The sequence below is a fragment of the Paenibacillus sp. tmac-D7 genome (assembly GCF_006519665.1).
In the GTDB taxonomy this organism is placed as follows: domain Bacteria; phylum Bacillota; class Bacilli; order Paenibacillales; family NBRC-103111; genus Paenibacillus_G; species Paenibacillus_G validus.
Genome location: NZ_VIDW01000015.1, coordinates 102889 through 117792 on the forward strand (window position 1 = coordinate 102889; position 14904 = coordinate 117792).

Sequence of the window (14904 nt, forward strand, 5' to 3'; positions counted from 1 at the left end):
TGTCAATTGATTTTTTATGACTCGTCTAATGGTCCATATCATGGTATAATTAGAATTATTTTCAAATGGATTCCAAGTCATACATTGCCGAAAAACACTGACAAACCGCGAATTTTGTCTAACTTTCTATCGTTATTTATAATAATTATAAATAAGTATTGATTTTTTGTTGAGAATAGTTATCATAGTATATAGAGTACGAAATATTAAAAATTTCTGATGAGGTGACGCTATTTTGAGTACAAATAAGAAAAATCTAACTACTAGTTGGGGAGCTCCAGTTGGGGATAACCAAAACTCAATGACAGCCGGTTCGCGTGGTCCGACATTAATTCAAGATGTTCACCTTCTAGAAAAATTAGCGCATTTTAACAGAGAACGTGTTCCGGAGCGTGTTGTTCATGCCAAGGGCGCCGGAGCGCACGGTTACTTCGAAGTAACCAACGATGTATCGGAATATACCAAAGCTAACTTTTTATCAGAGGTAGGAAAACGTACTCCCCTATTCATCCGATTCTCGACGGTTGCCGGCGAACTCGGTTCGGCCGATACGGTTCGCGACCCGCGTGGATTCGCCGTCAAGTTCTACACCGAAGAAGGAAACTATGACCTGGTCGGCAACAACACACCTGTTTTCTTTATCCGCGATGCGATTAAATTCCCGGACTTTATTCATACTCAAAAACGTCATCCGCAAACACATCTGAAAAACCCGAACGCCGTATGGGATTTCTGGTCTTTATCCCCTGAATCCTTGCACCAGGTAACGATTCTGATGTCCGATCGCGGTATTCCGGCGACGTTCCGGCATATGCACGGTTTCGGCAGCCATACTTTCAAGTGGGTCAATGCCCAAGGCCAAGCCGTATGGGTGAAATATCACTTTAAAACAGAGCAAGGCATTAAAAACCTCGATCCTAACCTTGCTGCGCAGCTTGCAGGCGAAAATCCGGATTACCATATCGAGGATTTGTTCAATGCCATTGATAAGGGCGATTTCCCGGCATGGACGCTGTATGTTCAAATCATGCCGTTGGAAGATGCGAATACGTACCGTTTCGATCCATTCGATGTAACGAAAGTATGGTCCCAGAAAGACTATCCGTTAATTGAAGTAGGCCGTATGGTATTGGATCGCAACCCGGAAAACTATTTTGCCGAAGTTGAGCAAGCAACGTTCTCTCCTGGGTCGTTTGTCCCTGGAATCGAAGCTTCACCGGATAAAATGCTGCAAGGCCGTCTGTTCGCCTACTCGGACGCTCATCGCTATCGTGTAGGAGCTAACCACAATACGCTGCCGATCAATCGTCCGGTAGCGGAAGTGAACAACCATCAGCGCGACGGCCAAATGCGTGCCGATAACAATGGCGGGGCTTCCGTATATTACGAGCCAAACAGCTACGGCGGACCTACAGAATCGCCTGAGAATAAGCCTGCCGCCTTCACCGTATCCGGCGAAGCCGATAGCGTCGGTTATGACCATCATGACCATTACACGCAGCCTGGCGACTTATACCGTCTCTTAAGCGAAGAAGAACGTGCGCGTCTGGTTGATAACATTGTCGGCGCTATGAAGCCTGTCGAAAAAGACGAAATCAAGCTTCGTCAAATCGGGCACTGGTATAAAGCAGATCCGGAGTTCGGACAACGTATCGCAGAAGGACTCGGATTATCTGTACCGCAAGGCGTTTAATGAACGGCTAACGAATCATGGATGCGACGAAGCCCTGAACTTTATTGGTTCAGGGCTTTGTTTCGTCAGGTTTTGACCTTGACCCATGCTTGAGTCTGATTGCTTTCCAGAATAGCATCGATCAGGCACATCGCCGTATGCCCGTCGGCAAACGTGGCGAAATTGGCGCTGTCTTTGAGCGGGTCTTTGCCTTCGGCAATAAAGCGATAGAAATGGGCCATCATATTTTTCATTCCATCCGGCCACCCTTCGTTATGTCCGCCAGGATGCTTGATGTAGGCTTTGGCCTCCGGCAGTAACAAGGGAGGGTCCGCCAGAAGATGCTCATTGGCGCGGTCGCGGTGTCCGATCCAAAGCTTCTCCGGTTCTTCCTGATTCCAGTAAGCCGCCGACAGGCTGCCATCAATTTCAAAAGAAAGCCTGTTTTTACGGCCCGCACTGACTTGGGAAACGGTAAACGCCCCTCTTGCGCCGCCGTTGAAACGAACCAGTACTGTAGCATAATCCTCCGTAGCAACAGGCACTTCATCGTACTCCGCTTCCTGCTGTGACGGGGAGCCAAAAGTGACAACCCCTTGCTTCGAGCGCTTTCTTACAGGGATGACCGTCGCTAAATCGGCAAACACTTCTGTAATCCGCTGACCGATGACATGCTGTACAATATCGCACCAGTGTGATCCGATATCCGCTACCGCCCGCGAGTTCCCCCCTACTCCAGGCTCAAGGCGCCAGTTGTAGTCGGTATCATAGAGCAGCCAGTCTTGCAGGTAGCTTCCATGCACAAGATGAACCGTCCCTAATTGGCCTTGAGCGATCATCGCCCGTAATTGCTGGACGAGCGGATACTGCCGGTAGTTGAAGTTTACGCCATGCACGATATGGTTCTCACGGGCTAACCGGACAAGCTCTGCCGTCTCATCGCGGGTCATGCCCAGCGGTTTTTCAGATATGACGTGCTTCCCGGCCAGGATGATATCTTTGCTGATCTGATAATGCAGATGGTTGGGCGTACAATTGTGTACGACCTGGATTTCCGGGTCTGCCAACATGTCGCGGTAATCGCTGTATGCCGTAGGTATATGGAATTCAGCCGCTCTTTTTTCAGCCTTCTCCTTACTGGTCTCCGCCACGGCCGCTACATCCACAAACCCCAAGCGCCGCACGGCCTCGATATGCTCAGGCCCGATAAACCCGGTTCCTATAAATCCAGCTTTAATTTTCTGCACCTTGGAATACCCCTTTATGTTATCGTTCTGTCCGATCGCCTAGAGTTTGCGGCCAATTTCTTCTCCGTCCCATACCGCCTGCTCGATCATGCGGGGAGCCGCACTGTCGCCAACGCGGTATACTTCCTTGCATTTTCCTTTGAGTGCATGATACAAAGCTTCATTGGAATGGTTATAGGTCACATAAATAAAGGTGTCATAACCGCTAAGCCGCTGCTCTTTGCCCGAATATACATGCTGAATGACGGCATCCCGCCCATGGATGTACACGGCTTCCACATGAGGCGTCATTTCGATATCCAGTTTGGAAATGCGTTGATAGAGCAGCGCCCTGTTGCTCGGTTCCAGATTCTCTCCTACGAACAATAAGGGGGTGACGATATGGACGTGTTTCCCTTGGGAAGCCAGAAGCTCCGCCATGCCCGCGCCCTTATAATGCCCGCCCCGGTCGATAAGCAGAACCCTGTCGCCGATGGCCGCTTTCCCTTGAAGCACGTCGTATACGTTATAAACATTGTCCTGGTCTATGCCCGGAATATTTAATTTGCCGGAATAAGAACCGGTAGCAATGACGACCGCATCAGGCTGGAGCGAGCGCACGCTTGCTTCCGTAGCTTCCGTGTTATACAGCACTTCTACGCCAAGCCGGTTCACCCGTTTAATGAGATGCGAAGGAACTTCAAGCAGCTGATCTCTGTAGGGCAGCTTGCTTGCCAGCAGCACCTGGCCGCCCAGCTGGCCGCTTTTCTCGATAAGCGTGACTTGATGGCCGCGCAGAGCGGCGATTTCGCTTACCTTCAAACCGGCCACGCCGCCACCGATGACGACTACCCGTTTCTTCACGGCAGCCAGCGTTAAAGTCCCGATGCCAAGCGTCTTCTCCCGGCCTGCCGCAGGGTTATGAATACAGCGTATAGCCTTTTCCTGCATCACTTGAAAAATACAACCGTCGTTGCAGTGGATACAGGCGCGCACATCATCCGCATCTCCCCGCATCGCTTTATTCGGAAGCTCAGGGTCGGCAATCAGCGGCCTGGCCATCCCGATCAGGTCGGCTTGACCGTCGGCTAAAATTTTCTCCGCCTGAACCGGATCGTTAATGCGGCCGAAAGCGATAACCGGCAGCTTGATCGTATCCTTCAGGGAAGCGCTCATATGCACGGCAAAGCCTTTCGGAACCGCAGCGGGCGGAATTTCCATATAAAAGCTGGAAAAGGTTCCCGCATCCGTATTGATGTACGTGACCTGGCCCGTTTCTTCGAACGCTTTAGCCAGCTTCAGACCGAAGTCAAGCCCGTATCCCCATGACGTATATTCATCCAGACAAAGACGTATGCCGAGCGGATAGTCATCGCCTACTGCGTCTCTAATCGCTTGAATGACTTCCAGCGGAAACCGCAATCTATTTTCAAACGAACCCCCGTATTGGTCTGTACGCCGGTTGAAAAACTCCGACACAAACGAACGCAGGAGACCGTCATGGGCGACTTTAATTTCTACCCCGTCGAAGCCGGCCATCTTAAAATGCAAAGCGGTTTTGGCAAAGCCTTCAATCACCTCTTGAATATCTTCAATTTCCATTTCTTTCGTATTAAATGGACTCGAAGGCTCCGGCATTTGCGTAGGGGCAAACAAGAGCTGCGGAGGATTTTGCAAGGTCGTGTGTCCGCCATGGTTGATTTGGCCGAAAATTTTACTGCCGTGCTGATGAACCAATTCGGCATATTGGCTTAACCCGGGCACGATTTGAGGATCCCAGCCGTGAATAAATTTTTGCGACATTTTACCGGATAACGTACAGGCAATGCCGTACATGATGATGAGTCCCGCTCCGCCTTTGGCGCGCTCGGCAAAATAGAGCGCATCCCTTTCCGTCGGCATCCCGTCCTCGCTGCTAAGCGCATTAAAATGCGGAAGAAAAACAATTCTATTTTTTACCGTTACATTCCCGATTGAAAATGGTGTGAACAAATGGCTAAAGCCGCTCATCGCTTTCCCTCCATCTACGCATGTTAAGCTTCATGTTAAGCTTCATGTTAAGCTTCATGTTAAGCTTCTTCCCTGCGAACCCAAATATCCAAAATAACGGCGATTCCAATAATAATCCCCTTAATAATTAACTGGTAAGCATAAGTCATGCCGAGCAGCGTTAAACCGTTGCTGAGAATGCCGATAATAAGCGCTCCCCCGAGCGTGCCGATCACGGTGCCTTTGCCTCCGCTGAACTTGGTTCCCCCTAATACGACTGCGGCGATGGCATCCAATTCCCACCCTGTACCGGAATCGGGCAAGCCTGCGGACAAACGGCCGGCCAGCACGAGTCCGCTGAAGGCTGACAATAAACCGCTGATGACAAACACCATGATCTTGACCCGGCTGACGTTGACTCCGGATAATGAAGCCGCGATAGCGCTGCCGCCCGTCGCATAAATATGTCTGCCGAAGACCGTTTTATTTAATACAAAATGCGTGATAAACAGCAGGACAGCGAGATAAATCAGCACAATCGGGATCGGCCCGATGTTCATCGTCGTCAAATCGACGAAAAGCGGCGAGCTGATCGTAACAGGCGCCGAGCCGGGGCTTGACGCCAACGACAGCCCCCTTAATATCGACATGCAAACCAGGGTGGCCAGAAAGGCGGTGACCCTTACTTTTACGACCATGATCCCGTTAAATAAACCGATCAAAGCACCTAAAGCGAGCGTTAAAAAGATAACAACAACCGGATCGAGGCCGGATTTGATATTGATGGCCGCGACCATGCCGGTGATGCCGATAATCGAGCCGACGGAAAGATCTATTTCCCCGGCAATGATGACGTACGTCATGCCGAAAGCGACGATCGCAATCATGGACATTTGCCGGATAATATTCATAAAATTGCTGAAGGTTAAGAAATACGGCGAAAGATAGCTGAAAATGGCAATCAGTATCACGAGCGCTATAAAAATGATTGCCGTTGATTTGCCCAGTAGTTTTCCCAGCTTGAGCGCGGGGCTTTGTTCCGTTGCCAGACCAGCCATTTTTTGTCCTCCCAGTTCCATTGCGAATTATTGCCCCCCGGTAGCGTGATACAAGATGCTCTTGTTATTGATCTCAGCGTCTTCGAGCGTTGTTTTGACTTGCCCGTCATAAAGGACGATCGTCCGGTCCGTGATCGACACGAGCTCCGGCAGTTCCGATGATACAACGATGATCGCCATGCCTTGATCGGCTAATGAACGAAACAATTTATACAATTCGGTTTTGGCCACAATATCAATGCCTTGCGTCGGTTCATCCAGCAGCAGAATTTGGGGATTCAGATTCAGGCATCTCGAGATGACGACCTTTTGCTGATTGCCGCCGCTGAGCTTGCCGACCTTTTTCTCCGGATCTCCCGGCGCTATTTTTAAATCCGTGATGTTCCGGCGGGCCACGGTATGTTCCGTTTTGGACTTAATGACGCCGCTGGGGAAAAAAGCGGGAAGATTGGTTAAGGTTACATTTTCCCTGATCGACATGCCCGGTATGATCCCTTCATTTCTTCGATCTTCCGGAACCATAATAATGCCAAGCCGGATAGCGTCCTGAATCGATTTGATCCTGCGCACGGTTCCATTCATGGTTATCGTTCCCGATGAGACCGGGTCCAGCCCGCAGATCGCGCGTAATATTTCCGTCCTGCCGCTGCCCAATAACCCGGCAATGCCCAGAATCTCCCCTTTATAAAGCTTAAAGCTGACATTTTTAAACCTGGTGCCGGTGAGACGGTCTACTTGTAAGATCGGAGCGGCCGTTTGCTTGCCCGTTTGCTTCCTCGCAATGACCGATTCATGAAACCCTTCGTTATCGCCGATCATCATGTTGATGATTTGTTTGATGTCCGCTTCTTTCGTATCCACCGTATCGATCTTCTTGCCGTCCCGAAGTACGGTAATCCGGTCGCAAATTTTGAAAATCTCGTCCATTCGGTGGGATACATATATAATGGCAGTTCCTCTGGCCTTTAATTTCTGAATGATTTCAAAAAGCTTTTCCTGCTCGTCATGGGTTAAGGCCGAAGTCGGTTCATCCATAACGATAATTTTCGCGTCGCTTGAAATCGCTCGGGCGATCTCGATAACCTGGCGTTCACCCATGCTTAAATTTTTCACGATCTGATTGGGGCTTATAGATAAGCCCAGGCTTTGGAGAAGCGCTTGCGCTTCTTTTTCCATCAGGGAGTTGTCGAGCAGCATCCCCTTTTTCTTTTCCTTCGCCAGGAACAAATTTTCAGCTACATTGAGATTGGGCAGCACGCTCAGCTCTTGGAAGATCATGCCGACGCCCAGCTCTTGGGATTTTTTTCTGGAGTTGATTTGAACGGGCTGCCCGTCGATTACAATTTTCCCCTGTTCCGGACGGTAAACGCCGGCAAGAATTTTCATTAAAGTCGTTTTGCCCGCCCCGTTCTCACCTAATAAAGCATGAACTTCCCCTTTTCTCAGGGTAAAGTTTACGTTGTCTACAGCTTTAACTCCCGGGAAAACTTTGGTGATTCCGGCCATTTCCAGTACATGCTCAGCCACAGTAAACCTCCCCTATAGACGAACCCGGACCGGATCGTATCCAGCCCGGGACCCTAGTTTGCTACGAATTAATTGGGCCAGTCTTTATTGAATACTTTCTTATACATCTCCTTCACGTTCTCCGCAGAGGTAGGCAAGGTGGCTACCGTCACATATTTAGGAACTTGCCCGCCGGCTACGGCCTTTAACAGCGCCAACGCTTTGTATTTTCCTTCGGCATACAAGTCCTGGGACGAGGTGAAGATCACAATTTTATTCCCATCCGCCATTCCTTTGGCAAGGTGATCGTTCAAATCATGGGTAACGACGAAAACATCCTTGCGTCCGGAAGTCCGAACCGCCGCTTCCATCCCTAAAGCCGGCGTCTCATAGACGCCGAAGGCTCCGACAACGTCCGGATGCGCCGTCAAAATGTTTTCAAACTCTTGTTGGGCCTGATCGGCCGTGTCTGCCTGACCTCTTGCCACGATTTTATAGCCGTCTTCCCGGACAGCGTCTTCGAAGCCCCTGACTCTTTGCTCGCAAGTCAAAATATAAGCCCTTAGCCCGATCGTCGCTAAAGATTTGCTTTCAATCCCTTTGGCCTTCAGCTCTTTGACCAATGCTTTGCCTGCCGCAAAACCGCCGCCGTAACCATCCGGGTCTACCAGGCTCACGAAATCGCCTTGGTTAGGAGGCCCGCCGCCAAGCACGACGGGAATTTTCGCGTCGTTTAATTTTTTAACAGCCGGGCCAAAAGCAGCCGTATCAACCCCAATGGCCACAACCCCGTTCACCTTCTGAAGGATGAGTGATTCGACGTCGCTCATTTGTTTATTGAGATTCCTTTGCGCATCCGTCAAAATGTACTTTCCGCCATAGGACTCGACGGTTTCTTTAATCGCCTGGCCAATCACTTTCTCCGATGCGATGTCGCCAAAATGAACGGAATAACCGATCACAGGCTTCATCTCTTTGATTTTCGCCGCTTCCTCCGGCGTCAGCTCCAGCGTATCGACGCCGGCCGGTTTCCCCAGCGCCTCCTCCTCCTTCAGCGGAGGCAGCTTGGCCAGCCCCTCCTCCTTGCCGCTGCCTGCGGTCTGGGCGCCGGCTTGCCCGCCATTTGAATCGGGTGGAGCGGCATTTTGCCCACAGCCTGCTGTAACAACGGTAACCAGCAGGATCAGGACCATGAGGAAATTGGTTTTTGTTTTGAACAAGGATAAACCCTCCCTTTCTATTCGAGCTTCATTTTAATCCTTTATTGTAAGCGCTCACATGCCTATCATACTGGATATTGAATCCGCTTACACTTAACAAAATTGTGGCTTGAAGTTATGTTTCTTGCGAATCATGCGATCCTCCCGTAGCATAATGCAGTATTTTTTTTTCACTTGCCTCGCTGTGATGCAGCTCCGCAGCAATCCGCCCTTGATACATGACCAGAATTCGCGTGCACAACCCCATTAATACCGCAAAATCGGACGAAAAGACGATCACGCCTTTGCCGGCGGCTGCCAGATCGTGAATTTTCGCGTAAATTTCAACTTTACTTCCAATGTCTACGCCCCGTGTCGGTTCATCCAGCAAGTAAAGATCGCTTTGAGGAACCAGCCATTTCCCGAGCATCACCTTTTGCTGGCTGCCTCTGCTTAAATATTTCACCTTTTGATTCAGATGCTGAATTTTGATGTCCATTTCGATAACGGCATCCAAAGCCGCGTCATTTTCTTTATTCGCGTTTAGAATATGGTACCGCATGATTTTGTCCAGTCCGGGCATCGTTAAATTGCGATTCACGCCCATCTCCAAAAACAGGCCCTCCTCAATGCGATCCTGATTGACGAATCCGAAGCGAAAATCGGAGGCGTCCCGTCCTTTCTTGTACGGAAGCTCCCGGTTGCGCCAAAATATGCTGCCGCGGTCCCGCTTCTCTTTGCCGAATAGCGCTTTGGCCAGCTCCGAGGTTCCCGATCCAATCAAGCCGGCAACGCCTAAAATTTCGCCTTCCCGCAATGAAAAATCGATGTCATAAAAAAATGGCTTTTTCGTCAGGCCTTGTACCCTGACCAACGTTTCCCCCGCTTCGTCCAAAATCGGAGGAAAATATTGATGCAGCTCTCTTCCCAGCATCATTTTGATCGCTTCTTCTTCGCTCATTCCCGCTACGTCCATCGTGGCGACATGTCTTCCGTCGCGGAGAAAGGTGACCCGGTCGCAGATTTGCATCACCTCTTTGATGCGGTGCGTAATATAGACGATGGCCACCCCTTCCCGTTTCAGCTTGCGGATCACGTCGAACAAACGCCCGCTCTCGAACTCGGATAAACAGGAAGACGGCTCATCCATGATAAGAATTTTAGATTTGAACGACAGCGCTTTAGCGATGGCAACGACGAATTGTTGGCTGTACGATAAATTTCTCACGGGCGTATTGGGGTGAAGGGGAACTCCCAACGTTTTGAGCAATCGTTTGCTCTCTTCCTTCATATAGCGGAATCTCGGAATCATGCCGGCAATCCGCGGTTCGACACCGAGAAATATATTATCGACGACGCTCATATCCTGAACGAGCATCGGTTCCTGATGAAGAATGGCGATTCCAAGCTTTTGCGCTTCCAGAATAGACCGAATTTGAACCGGTTGTCCGCCGAGCAGGATAGCCCCTTCGTCTGGCTCATACATGCCGGTTAATATTTTCATCAAGGTCGATTTGCCTGCGCCGTTCGGACCGATAAGCGCATGCACCTCGCCTGCTTGTAAAGAAAAATTGACTTTATCCAAGGCTTTATTGTTTAAGAACGATTTGCTGATACCCTGCAGCTCAAGCATCCGAAAGCCCTCCAGCATCCTGTCTATTTACTTGCATCGGCAGCCCGCGTGATGGAGCTACCGCCTCGCATCGCTTCGATATTTGCCCGGGGTGACTCCCGCCATCTTTTTGAAAATTTGATTAAAGTAGTTGGAATTAGGGTAGCCGACCCGAAATGAAATGTCGCTGACCGACAATTCCGTACTCCGCAGCAGACGCTTGGCCTCTTCGATCCGGCAATGAATCAAATATTGGATAGGCGCCATGCCGACGTCATTCTTAAAGGTGTGGACCAGGTGATACGGACTGACATATACCAGCTCAGCCAAATCATTAAGCGTTAATTCCTGTTCGAAATGACTCTGGATATATTCTTTTACGGTTTGAGTGATCGACGTGTATTCGGGGACTTTCATCGCTTCAAGCATTCGGATCAGCACGATTGTAATCGTTTTCATTAAACTGTTTACGATTTCCCTGGACCCTGCCGAAGGATGCTCATACTCGTGAACAATGGCTTCGAAATAATTGCCCATCGCGCGAAGGTTATTGCGAAGAGGTACGACCGGACATTGGCCGGCATCCAGCAGCTGTCCTTTGTTTTTTCCGGACACATGAATCGAGAATGTACAATAAATGATCATTAACGGATGATCTGCTGAAGAACGAAGCTGAAAAGGCACAAGCGGATGGCAGATGACGATATCCCCTTCTCTGACGGAGTAGGTCACATTCTCGATAACGCTCTCTCCCCGCCCCCCCTTGATAAATACGAGAGAAGTGACATCGGCACAGGGCTCCGATATTTGGGGCCACGGGTCATTACCGTCCATTCTCTTGGCAGAGAGAAATTCAAGTGCTTCCACCAGCATGCTCTGTCCTGATTGTGACATAGTCTCCTCCAACCCTCGTTAACACAACCGTTAAACCAACCATTTTCCCAGCCTATTATAGACCGTCCCGTCAAGCAATTCTATGAAGGATGTTGCGGAATCCACTTTGGTATCTTGCGGATTATCCAGGGTGCGGAAGAAAGGCCACAGACGCATCGTCCGCGGCCGTATATGACTTCATGACCAGCCCTGGCTATCCAGCAAGCCGTACTTCAACCTGTACCGTTCCAAAATTTTAATCCACCCCGGACCCAAGACGGCCAGAAAAAACACATTGCTGAGCGCGTGGGCCAAATCGAAGTAAAAGCTGGAGGCATAGACGGCCAGAGCCGAGGCCCAGGTCAAATCTTGCCCCATGCCCGCCAGCAGCCAAATATTCATGATCCACCCGAACAAGATGCCCCAGACGAACCCGAAGGCGATCAGCATGTACCGGTTTTTCAGCCAGCCCCGCTGATACAGCATACCGGCCGTCCAGCCGATCATGCCCCAGCTGAACATTTGCCAAGGCGTCCAGGGACCTTGTCCCAGAAACATATTGGAGACCAGCGCGGCCACCGCCCCGACCATGAAGCCCGTCTCGGAACCGAACACGAGAGCGGAGACGATGATCACGAACGATGTGGGCTGCACGCTCGGCAAAGCGGCGAAAGGAACGCGCCCGACGGCGGCAATTGCGGAAAGTACGGCCACCAGCACGATTTCCCTTGCCTGAAGGGACCGACTCTCATAGCGAAGGAAGAACGGCACAATCGATGCGCACACCAACAATAAGGCGATGGGCAAATACTGCTCATCGTTCGCCCACGCCATATAGGCGAGCGAGCCGAAAAACAAGAGGATGACGACAGCCGAAGCGAAACGGACGCGCGCCATGTCAAACCTCCCTCAGCAGCTGGCACATCGCCGTCGTATAGTACAAGTTATCGCGAAAAAACAACGATGGCGCTTCATCGGCCGCGAGCATCCCGTCAAACATCATCGCACACCGGGTCGCGTATTCCGCGGCAAATTCCACGTCGTGCGTAACCATGACCACGGTTTTGCCCAGCTGCTGCAGCTCCCGGAGCCGCTCTCCCCAGCGGCGCTTGGCCGCGGGATCGAGCCCTTTGGTCGGCTCGTCGAGCAGCAGGAGATCGGGGCCTGACAGCAGCACCGCGGCGAGCGCCGCAAGCTGACGTTCCCCTTCGCTTAGATCGTAGGGGTGCCGCTCCAGCACGCGTCCCAGTCCCAGCCTGTTGACGATGTCCGCGGTGTCTTCGGCTGAGCCGGTCCCCCTGTGTACCGCACGGGCCGCCGCCTGCCGAAGCTCCAGCTCCACCGTGTCCTCGATAAAATACGTTAGCGGATTTTGATCGAGAAATCCGATCCGCGCGGCGCGTTCATGGGGCTTCCATTTGCCCAGGTCTTTCCCTTGAAAAAAGAGCTTTCCCTTTTGCGGCTTCAGCATACCGGCCATGGCCTTCAGCAGCGTCGTTTTGCCGGAACCGTTCGCGCCCAGAATCGCCAGCACCTCGCCGGCATACACGCGAAGCGAAGCATGCTTCAGCACCGGCGCGGCATCCTTGGGGCCGTATTGCAGGTACAGCTCCCTGCATTCCAGCAAAACCGGCCCCTCCGGCCGCGTCGTTTGCGCCGCACGGCCCGACGCCGAATCCGCGGCAGCCGACTGCCGGGCAGCCCCGAAGCCAGGCAGGCGACGCAGCTGCTGCCGGCCTTCTTTGACCGTCAGCGGCACCGCCTCGTGCGGGCTGTCGGTCTCTTGCACTTGCAGAAACAGACTCGGAATCGGCGGGACAAAATCCTTCCATCTCTCATCCTCGTCCGTCCAGAGCGCCCCGACCGCTTCACGCGGTGTTCCCGTGTGCCGGATCGCGCCGTTCTCCATCGCGATCACCCGATCCACGACAGGCAGCAGCTCTTCGTAACGGTGCTCGGCGACGATGATCGTCAAGCCAAGATCCTGGTTGATCCTGTGCAGCAGTTGGATCAGCTCCCGTGCGGCCAGCGGATCGAGCTGCGCCGTCGGCTCGTCGAGCAGCAGCAGCTGCGGCTGCAGAGCCAGAACGGAAGCAAGCTGCACGAGCTGCTTCTGCCCGCCTGACAGCTCAAAGACATGCTTGCCCAGCAGCGCATCCAGTCCGAAATAATGGGACAGCTCCGCCGCCCGCCTCCGCATCAGATCGGACGGAAACCCGACATTTTCCATCGTGAACACGAGCTCCGACAGCACCCGGTCCGTCACCGTCTGATTCTCCGGGCTCTGCTGCACCATGCCGATATTTCTCGATATATACCGGTCGTCATACGACGAGAGAGGCTTGCCTTGAAACAGCAGCTCCCCGCTTCTCGCGCCGAAGGGCGCCAGCTCCTTTTTGATATGGCGGAGCAGTGTCGTTTTGCCGCAGCCGGAAGTCCCGCACAGAAGCACAAACTCACCGGGCTCCACCGCAAGGTTGACCCGGTCGAGAACCGCGCGCTCGCCCGCAGGATAATGAAAGCTTAAATCTTGGATTTCCAGAATCGCCACACCCACACCTCCCTCGTTTCCATGATGACCGGCACCGCCGCGAACAGCGCAAAGCACCCGTACGACAACGTCTCCCAGCCCTGCAGCGTTACAGGTTCAAGCGACGGAAAAATCCGGTAAGTCCCATAACCAAGAAGCCGGAACACGACACAGCCTGTAAACAAACCGAGCAGCAGCCCGAACAAGCCCCAATCCCGGGGCCGCATTCTAAATTCCTCATACCGTCCGCGGGGGCCGGAGCCGTACCCCTTCGCTTTCATCGCATCGGCCGTCTGCAGCGCTTCCTCGAGACAGAGCGCCAGCAAAATTTGCAGCAGCTTCATGCCGTCCGTCATCCGTATCCGCAGGCTGCCATGACCGGGGTCGATCCCCTTCATCTGCTGAACCGACGAAATGCCGGCCAGCCGATGCTTCAGCAGCGGAACAAAGCGCATCGCCATGACGATGAGCAGCGCAATTTTCGGAAACAGCGACCCGAACAAATACAAAAACCTGGCGGGCGTGATCACCGCATTATACGAAATGAACAGGACCAGCAGCACCAGCAGGTTGACGGTGGCAAACAAGCCGTACGCGAGCGATTCCAGCGTAACCGGCTGATCCCACGCATAAAACAGGATATGACTCCCCCGATGGGAAAACAACGGATTGATCAACGCATACAGCAGACTAATGGGAAGAAAAAAGGTAAGCATACTTAGCAAAGTACGAAGCTCCCGATTCAAGACAACCAGCACGACCAGAAGGAGCAAGAGGGTCGCGATATAAACCGGATGGGTCACGATCATGCCGAGAACCATAGCGCCTATAAAATAGAAGAAGCATGGAAACGGGTGAAAGGACCGGAAGCCGCTGTTCATTTCGGCTTCGCTCCCACGTCTTCGCCCAGATCAAGCGTGTACAGCCATTCGATCTTGTCGCCTGCCTTTACCTTATAGGCGCCGGCGCCTTCGCCGGGCGCGCTGCCGTTCACCTTGTAGACCCAACCGCTTTTGGGGCCCTCGTCAAATTCATATAAGTTATCGATGCCTTGCACATATGCGTAAGCTCCCTTGCCCTGAAATTCCATCTGAATCTTATGTTGTTTGGTTGCCTGCTTGAGCGCGTCCATCACCGTCATTCCTTCCTCATAAGGCACGGAGCCTTCCTTCAGAAGGACGCCGCGCTTCGAGTCCCCGGTTATGGTGACGGTTAGCGCGTTATGCACCGGCGCTGCCG

Annotated in this window: 12 protein-coding genes; 1 reads left to right on the plus strand and 11 read right to left on the minus strand. The window is 52.1% G+C overall.

The window, feature by feature from the left end:
- Nucleotides 1-235: 235 nt before the first annotated feature.
- Nucleotides 236-1693, plus strand: coding sequence for a catalase KatA (gene katA, locus FKP33_RS12820; RefSeq protein WP_141335346.1), 1458 nt, complete (start codon nucleotides 236-238; stop codon nucleotides 1691-1693).
- Nucleotides 1694-1758: 65 nt separating this feature from the next.
- On the opposite strand, the gene FKP33_RS12825 is transcribed toward katA, so the two are convergent.
- From FKP33_RS12825 to FKP33_RS12875, 11 genes are all read right to left on the minus strand, one after another.
- The gene (locus FKP33_RS12825; RefSeq protein ID WP_141335348.1) at nucleotides 1759-2919 is read right to left on the minus strand and encodes a Gfo/Idh/MocA family protein; all 1161 of its coding nucleotides are present in this window, start codon (nucleotides 2917-2919) and stop codon (nucleotides 1759-1761) included.
- A gap of 39 nt (nucleotides 2920-2958) precedes the next feature.
- On the minus strand, nucleotides 2959-4908 hold the full coding sequence (locus FKP33_RS12830; RefSeq protein ID WP_141335350.1) for an oxidoreductase: 1950 nt from the start codon (nucleotides 4906-4908) through the stop codon (nucleotides 2959-2961).
- 59 nt (nucleotides 4909-4967) lie between these two features.
- Nucleotides 4968-5945 carry an ABC transporter permease gene (locus FKP33_RS12835; protein ID WP_054797166.1) on the minus strand — a complete coding sequence of 326 codons (978 nt, stop codon included), beginning with the start codon at nucleotides 5943-5945 and terminating at the stop codon, nucleotides 4968-4970.
- Nucleotides 5946-5972: 27 nt separating this feature from the next.
- A complete protein-coding gene (locus FKP33_RS12840; RefSeq protein WP_141335352.1) occupies nucleotides 5973-7472 on the minus strand; it encodes a sugar ABC transporter ATP-binding protein in 1500 nt (499 codons plus the stop codon).
- A gap of 68 nt (nucleotides 7473-7540) precedes the next feature.
- A complete protein-coding gene (locus tag FKP33_RS12845) occupies nucleotides 7541-8671 on the minus strand; it encodes a substrate-binding domain-containing protein (RefSeq protein WP_127607852.1) in 1131 nt (376 codons plus the stop codon).
- Between the two features lie 115 nt (nucleotides 8672-8786).
- Nucleotides 8787-10283, minus strand: a complete 1497-nt coding sequence (locus FKP33_RS12850) for a sugar ABC transporter ATP-binding protein (RefSeq protein WP_164751810.1) — start codon at nucleotides 10281-10283, stop codon at nucleotides 8787-8789.
- A gap of 57 nt (nucleotides 10284-10340) precedes the next feature.
- A complete protein-coding gene (locus FKP33_RS12855; protein WP_141335354.1) occupies nucleotides 10341-11156 on the minus strand; it encodes a helix-turn-helix domain-containing protein in 816 nt (271 codons plus the stop codon).
- A gap of 177 nt (nucleotides 11157-11333) precedes the next feature.
- Nucleotides 11334-12032 carry an ECF transporter S component gene (locus FKP33_RS12860; protein WP_141335356.1) on the minus strand — a complete coding sequence of 233 codons (699 nt, stop codon included), beginning with the start codon at nucleotides 12030-12032 and terminating at the stop codon, nucleotides 11334-11336.
- A gap of 1 nt (nucleotide 12033) precedes the next feature.
- Nucleotides 12034-13686, minus strand: a complete 1653-nt coding sequence (locus FKP33_RS12865) for an ABC transporter ATP-binding protein (RefSeq protein ID WP_258313443.1) — start codon at nucleotides 13684-13686, stop codon at nucleotides 12034-12036.
- Complete coding sequence (locus FKP33_RS12870) at nucleotides 13659-14546, minus strand: energy-coupling factor transporter transmembrane component T family protein (RefSeq protein ID WP_141335360.1); 888 nt, start codon at nucleotides 14544-14546, stop codon at nucleotides 13659-13661. Before FKP33_RS12870 ends, FKP33_RS12865 begins: the two co-directional genes overlap by 28 nt.
- Nucleotides 14543-14904, minus strand: a 362-nt coding sequence (locus tag FKP33_RS12875; protein ID WP_141335362.1) for a DUF4430 domain-containing protein, incomplete at its 5' end; no start/stop codon positions are given. The genes FKP33_RS12870 and FKP33_RS12875, both read right to left, overlap by 4 nt.

What these genes read in the sequence shown, in the direction of transcription:
- FKP33_RS12870 (WP_141335360.1), bottom strand. Translation starts at nt 14,546, where the DNA reads ATGAACAGCGGCTTCCGGTCCTTTCACCCGTTTCCATGCTTCTTCTAT.
- FKP33_RS12830 (WP_141335350.1), bottom strand. Translation starts at nt 4,908, where the DNA reads ATGAGCGGCTTTAGCCATTTGTTCACACCATTTTCAATCGGGAATGTA.
- FKP33_RS12850 (WP_164751810.1), bottom strand. Translation starts at nt 10,283, where the DNA reads ATGCTTGAGCTGCAGGGTATCAGCAAATCGTTCTTAAACAATAAAGCC.
- FKP33_RS12860 (WP_141335356.1), bottom strand. Translation starts at nt 12,032, where the DNA reads ATGGCGCGCGTCCGTTTCGCTTCGGCTGTCGTCATCCTCTTGTTTTTC.
- FKP33_RS12855 (WP_141335354.1), bottom strand. Translation starts at nt 11,156, where the DNA reads ATGTCACAATCAGGACAGAGCATGCTGGTGGAAGCACTTGAATTTCTC.
- FKP33_RS12835 (WP_054797166.1), bottom strand. Translation starts at nt 5,945, where the DNA reads ATGGCTGGTCTGGCAACGGAACAAAGCCCCGCGCTCAAGCTGGGAAAA.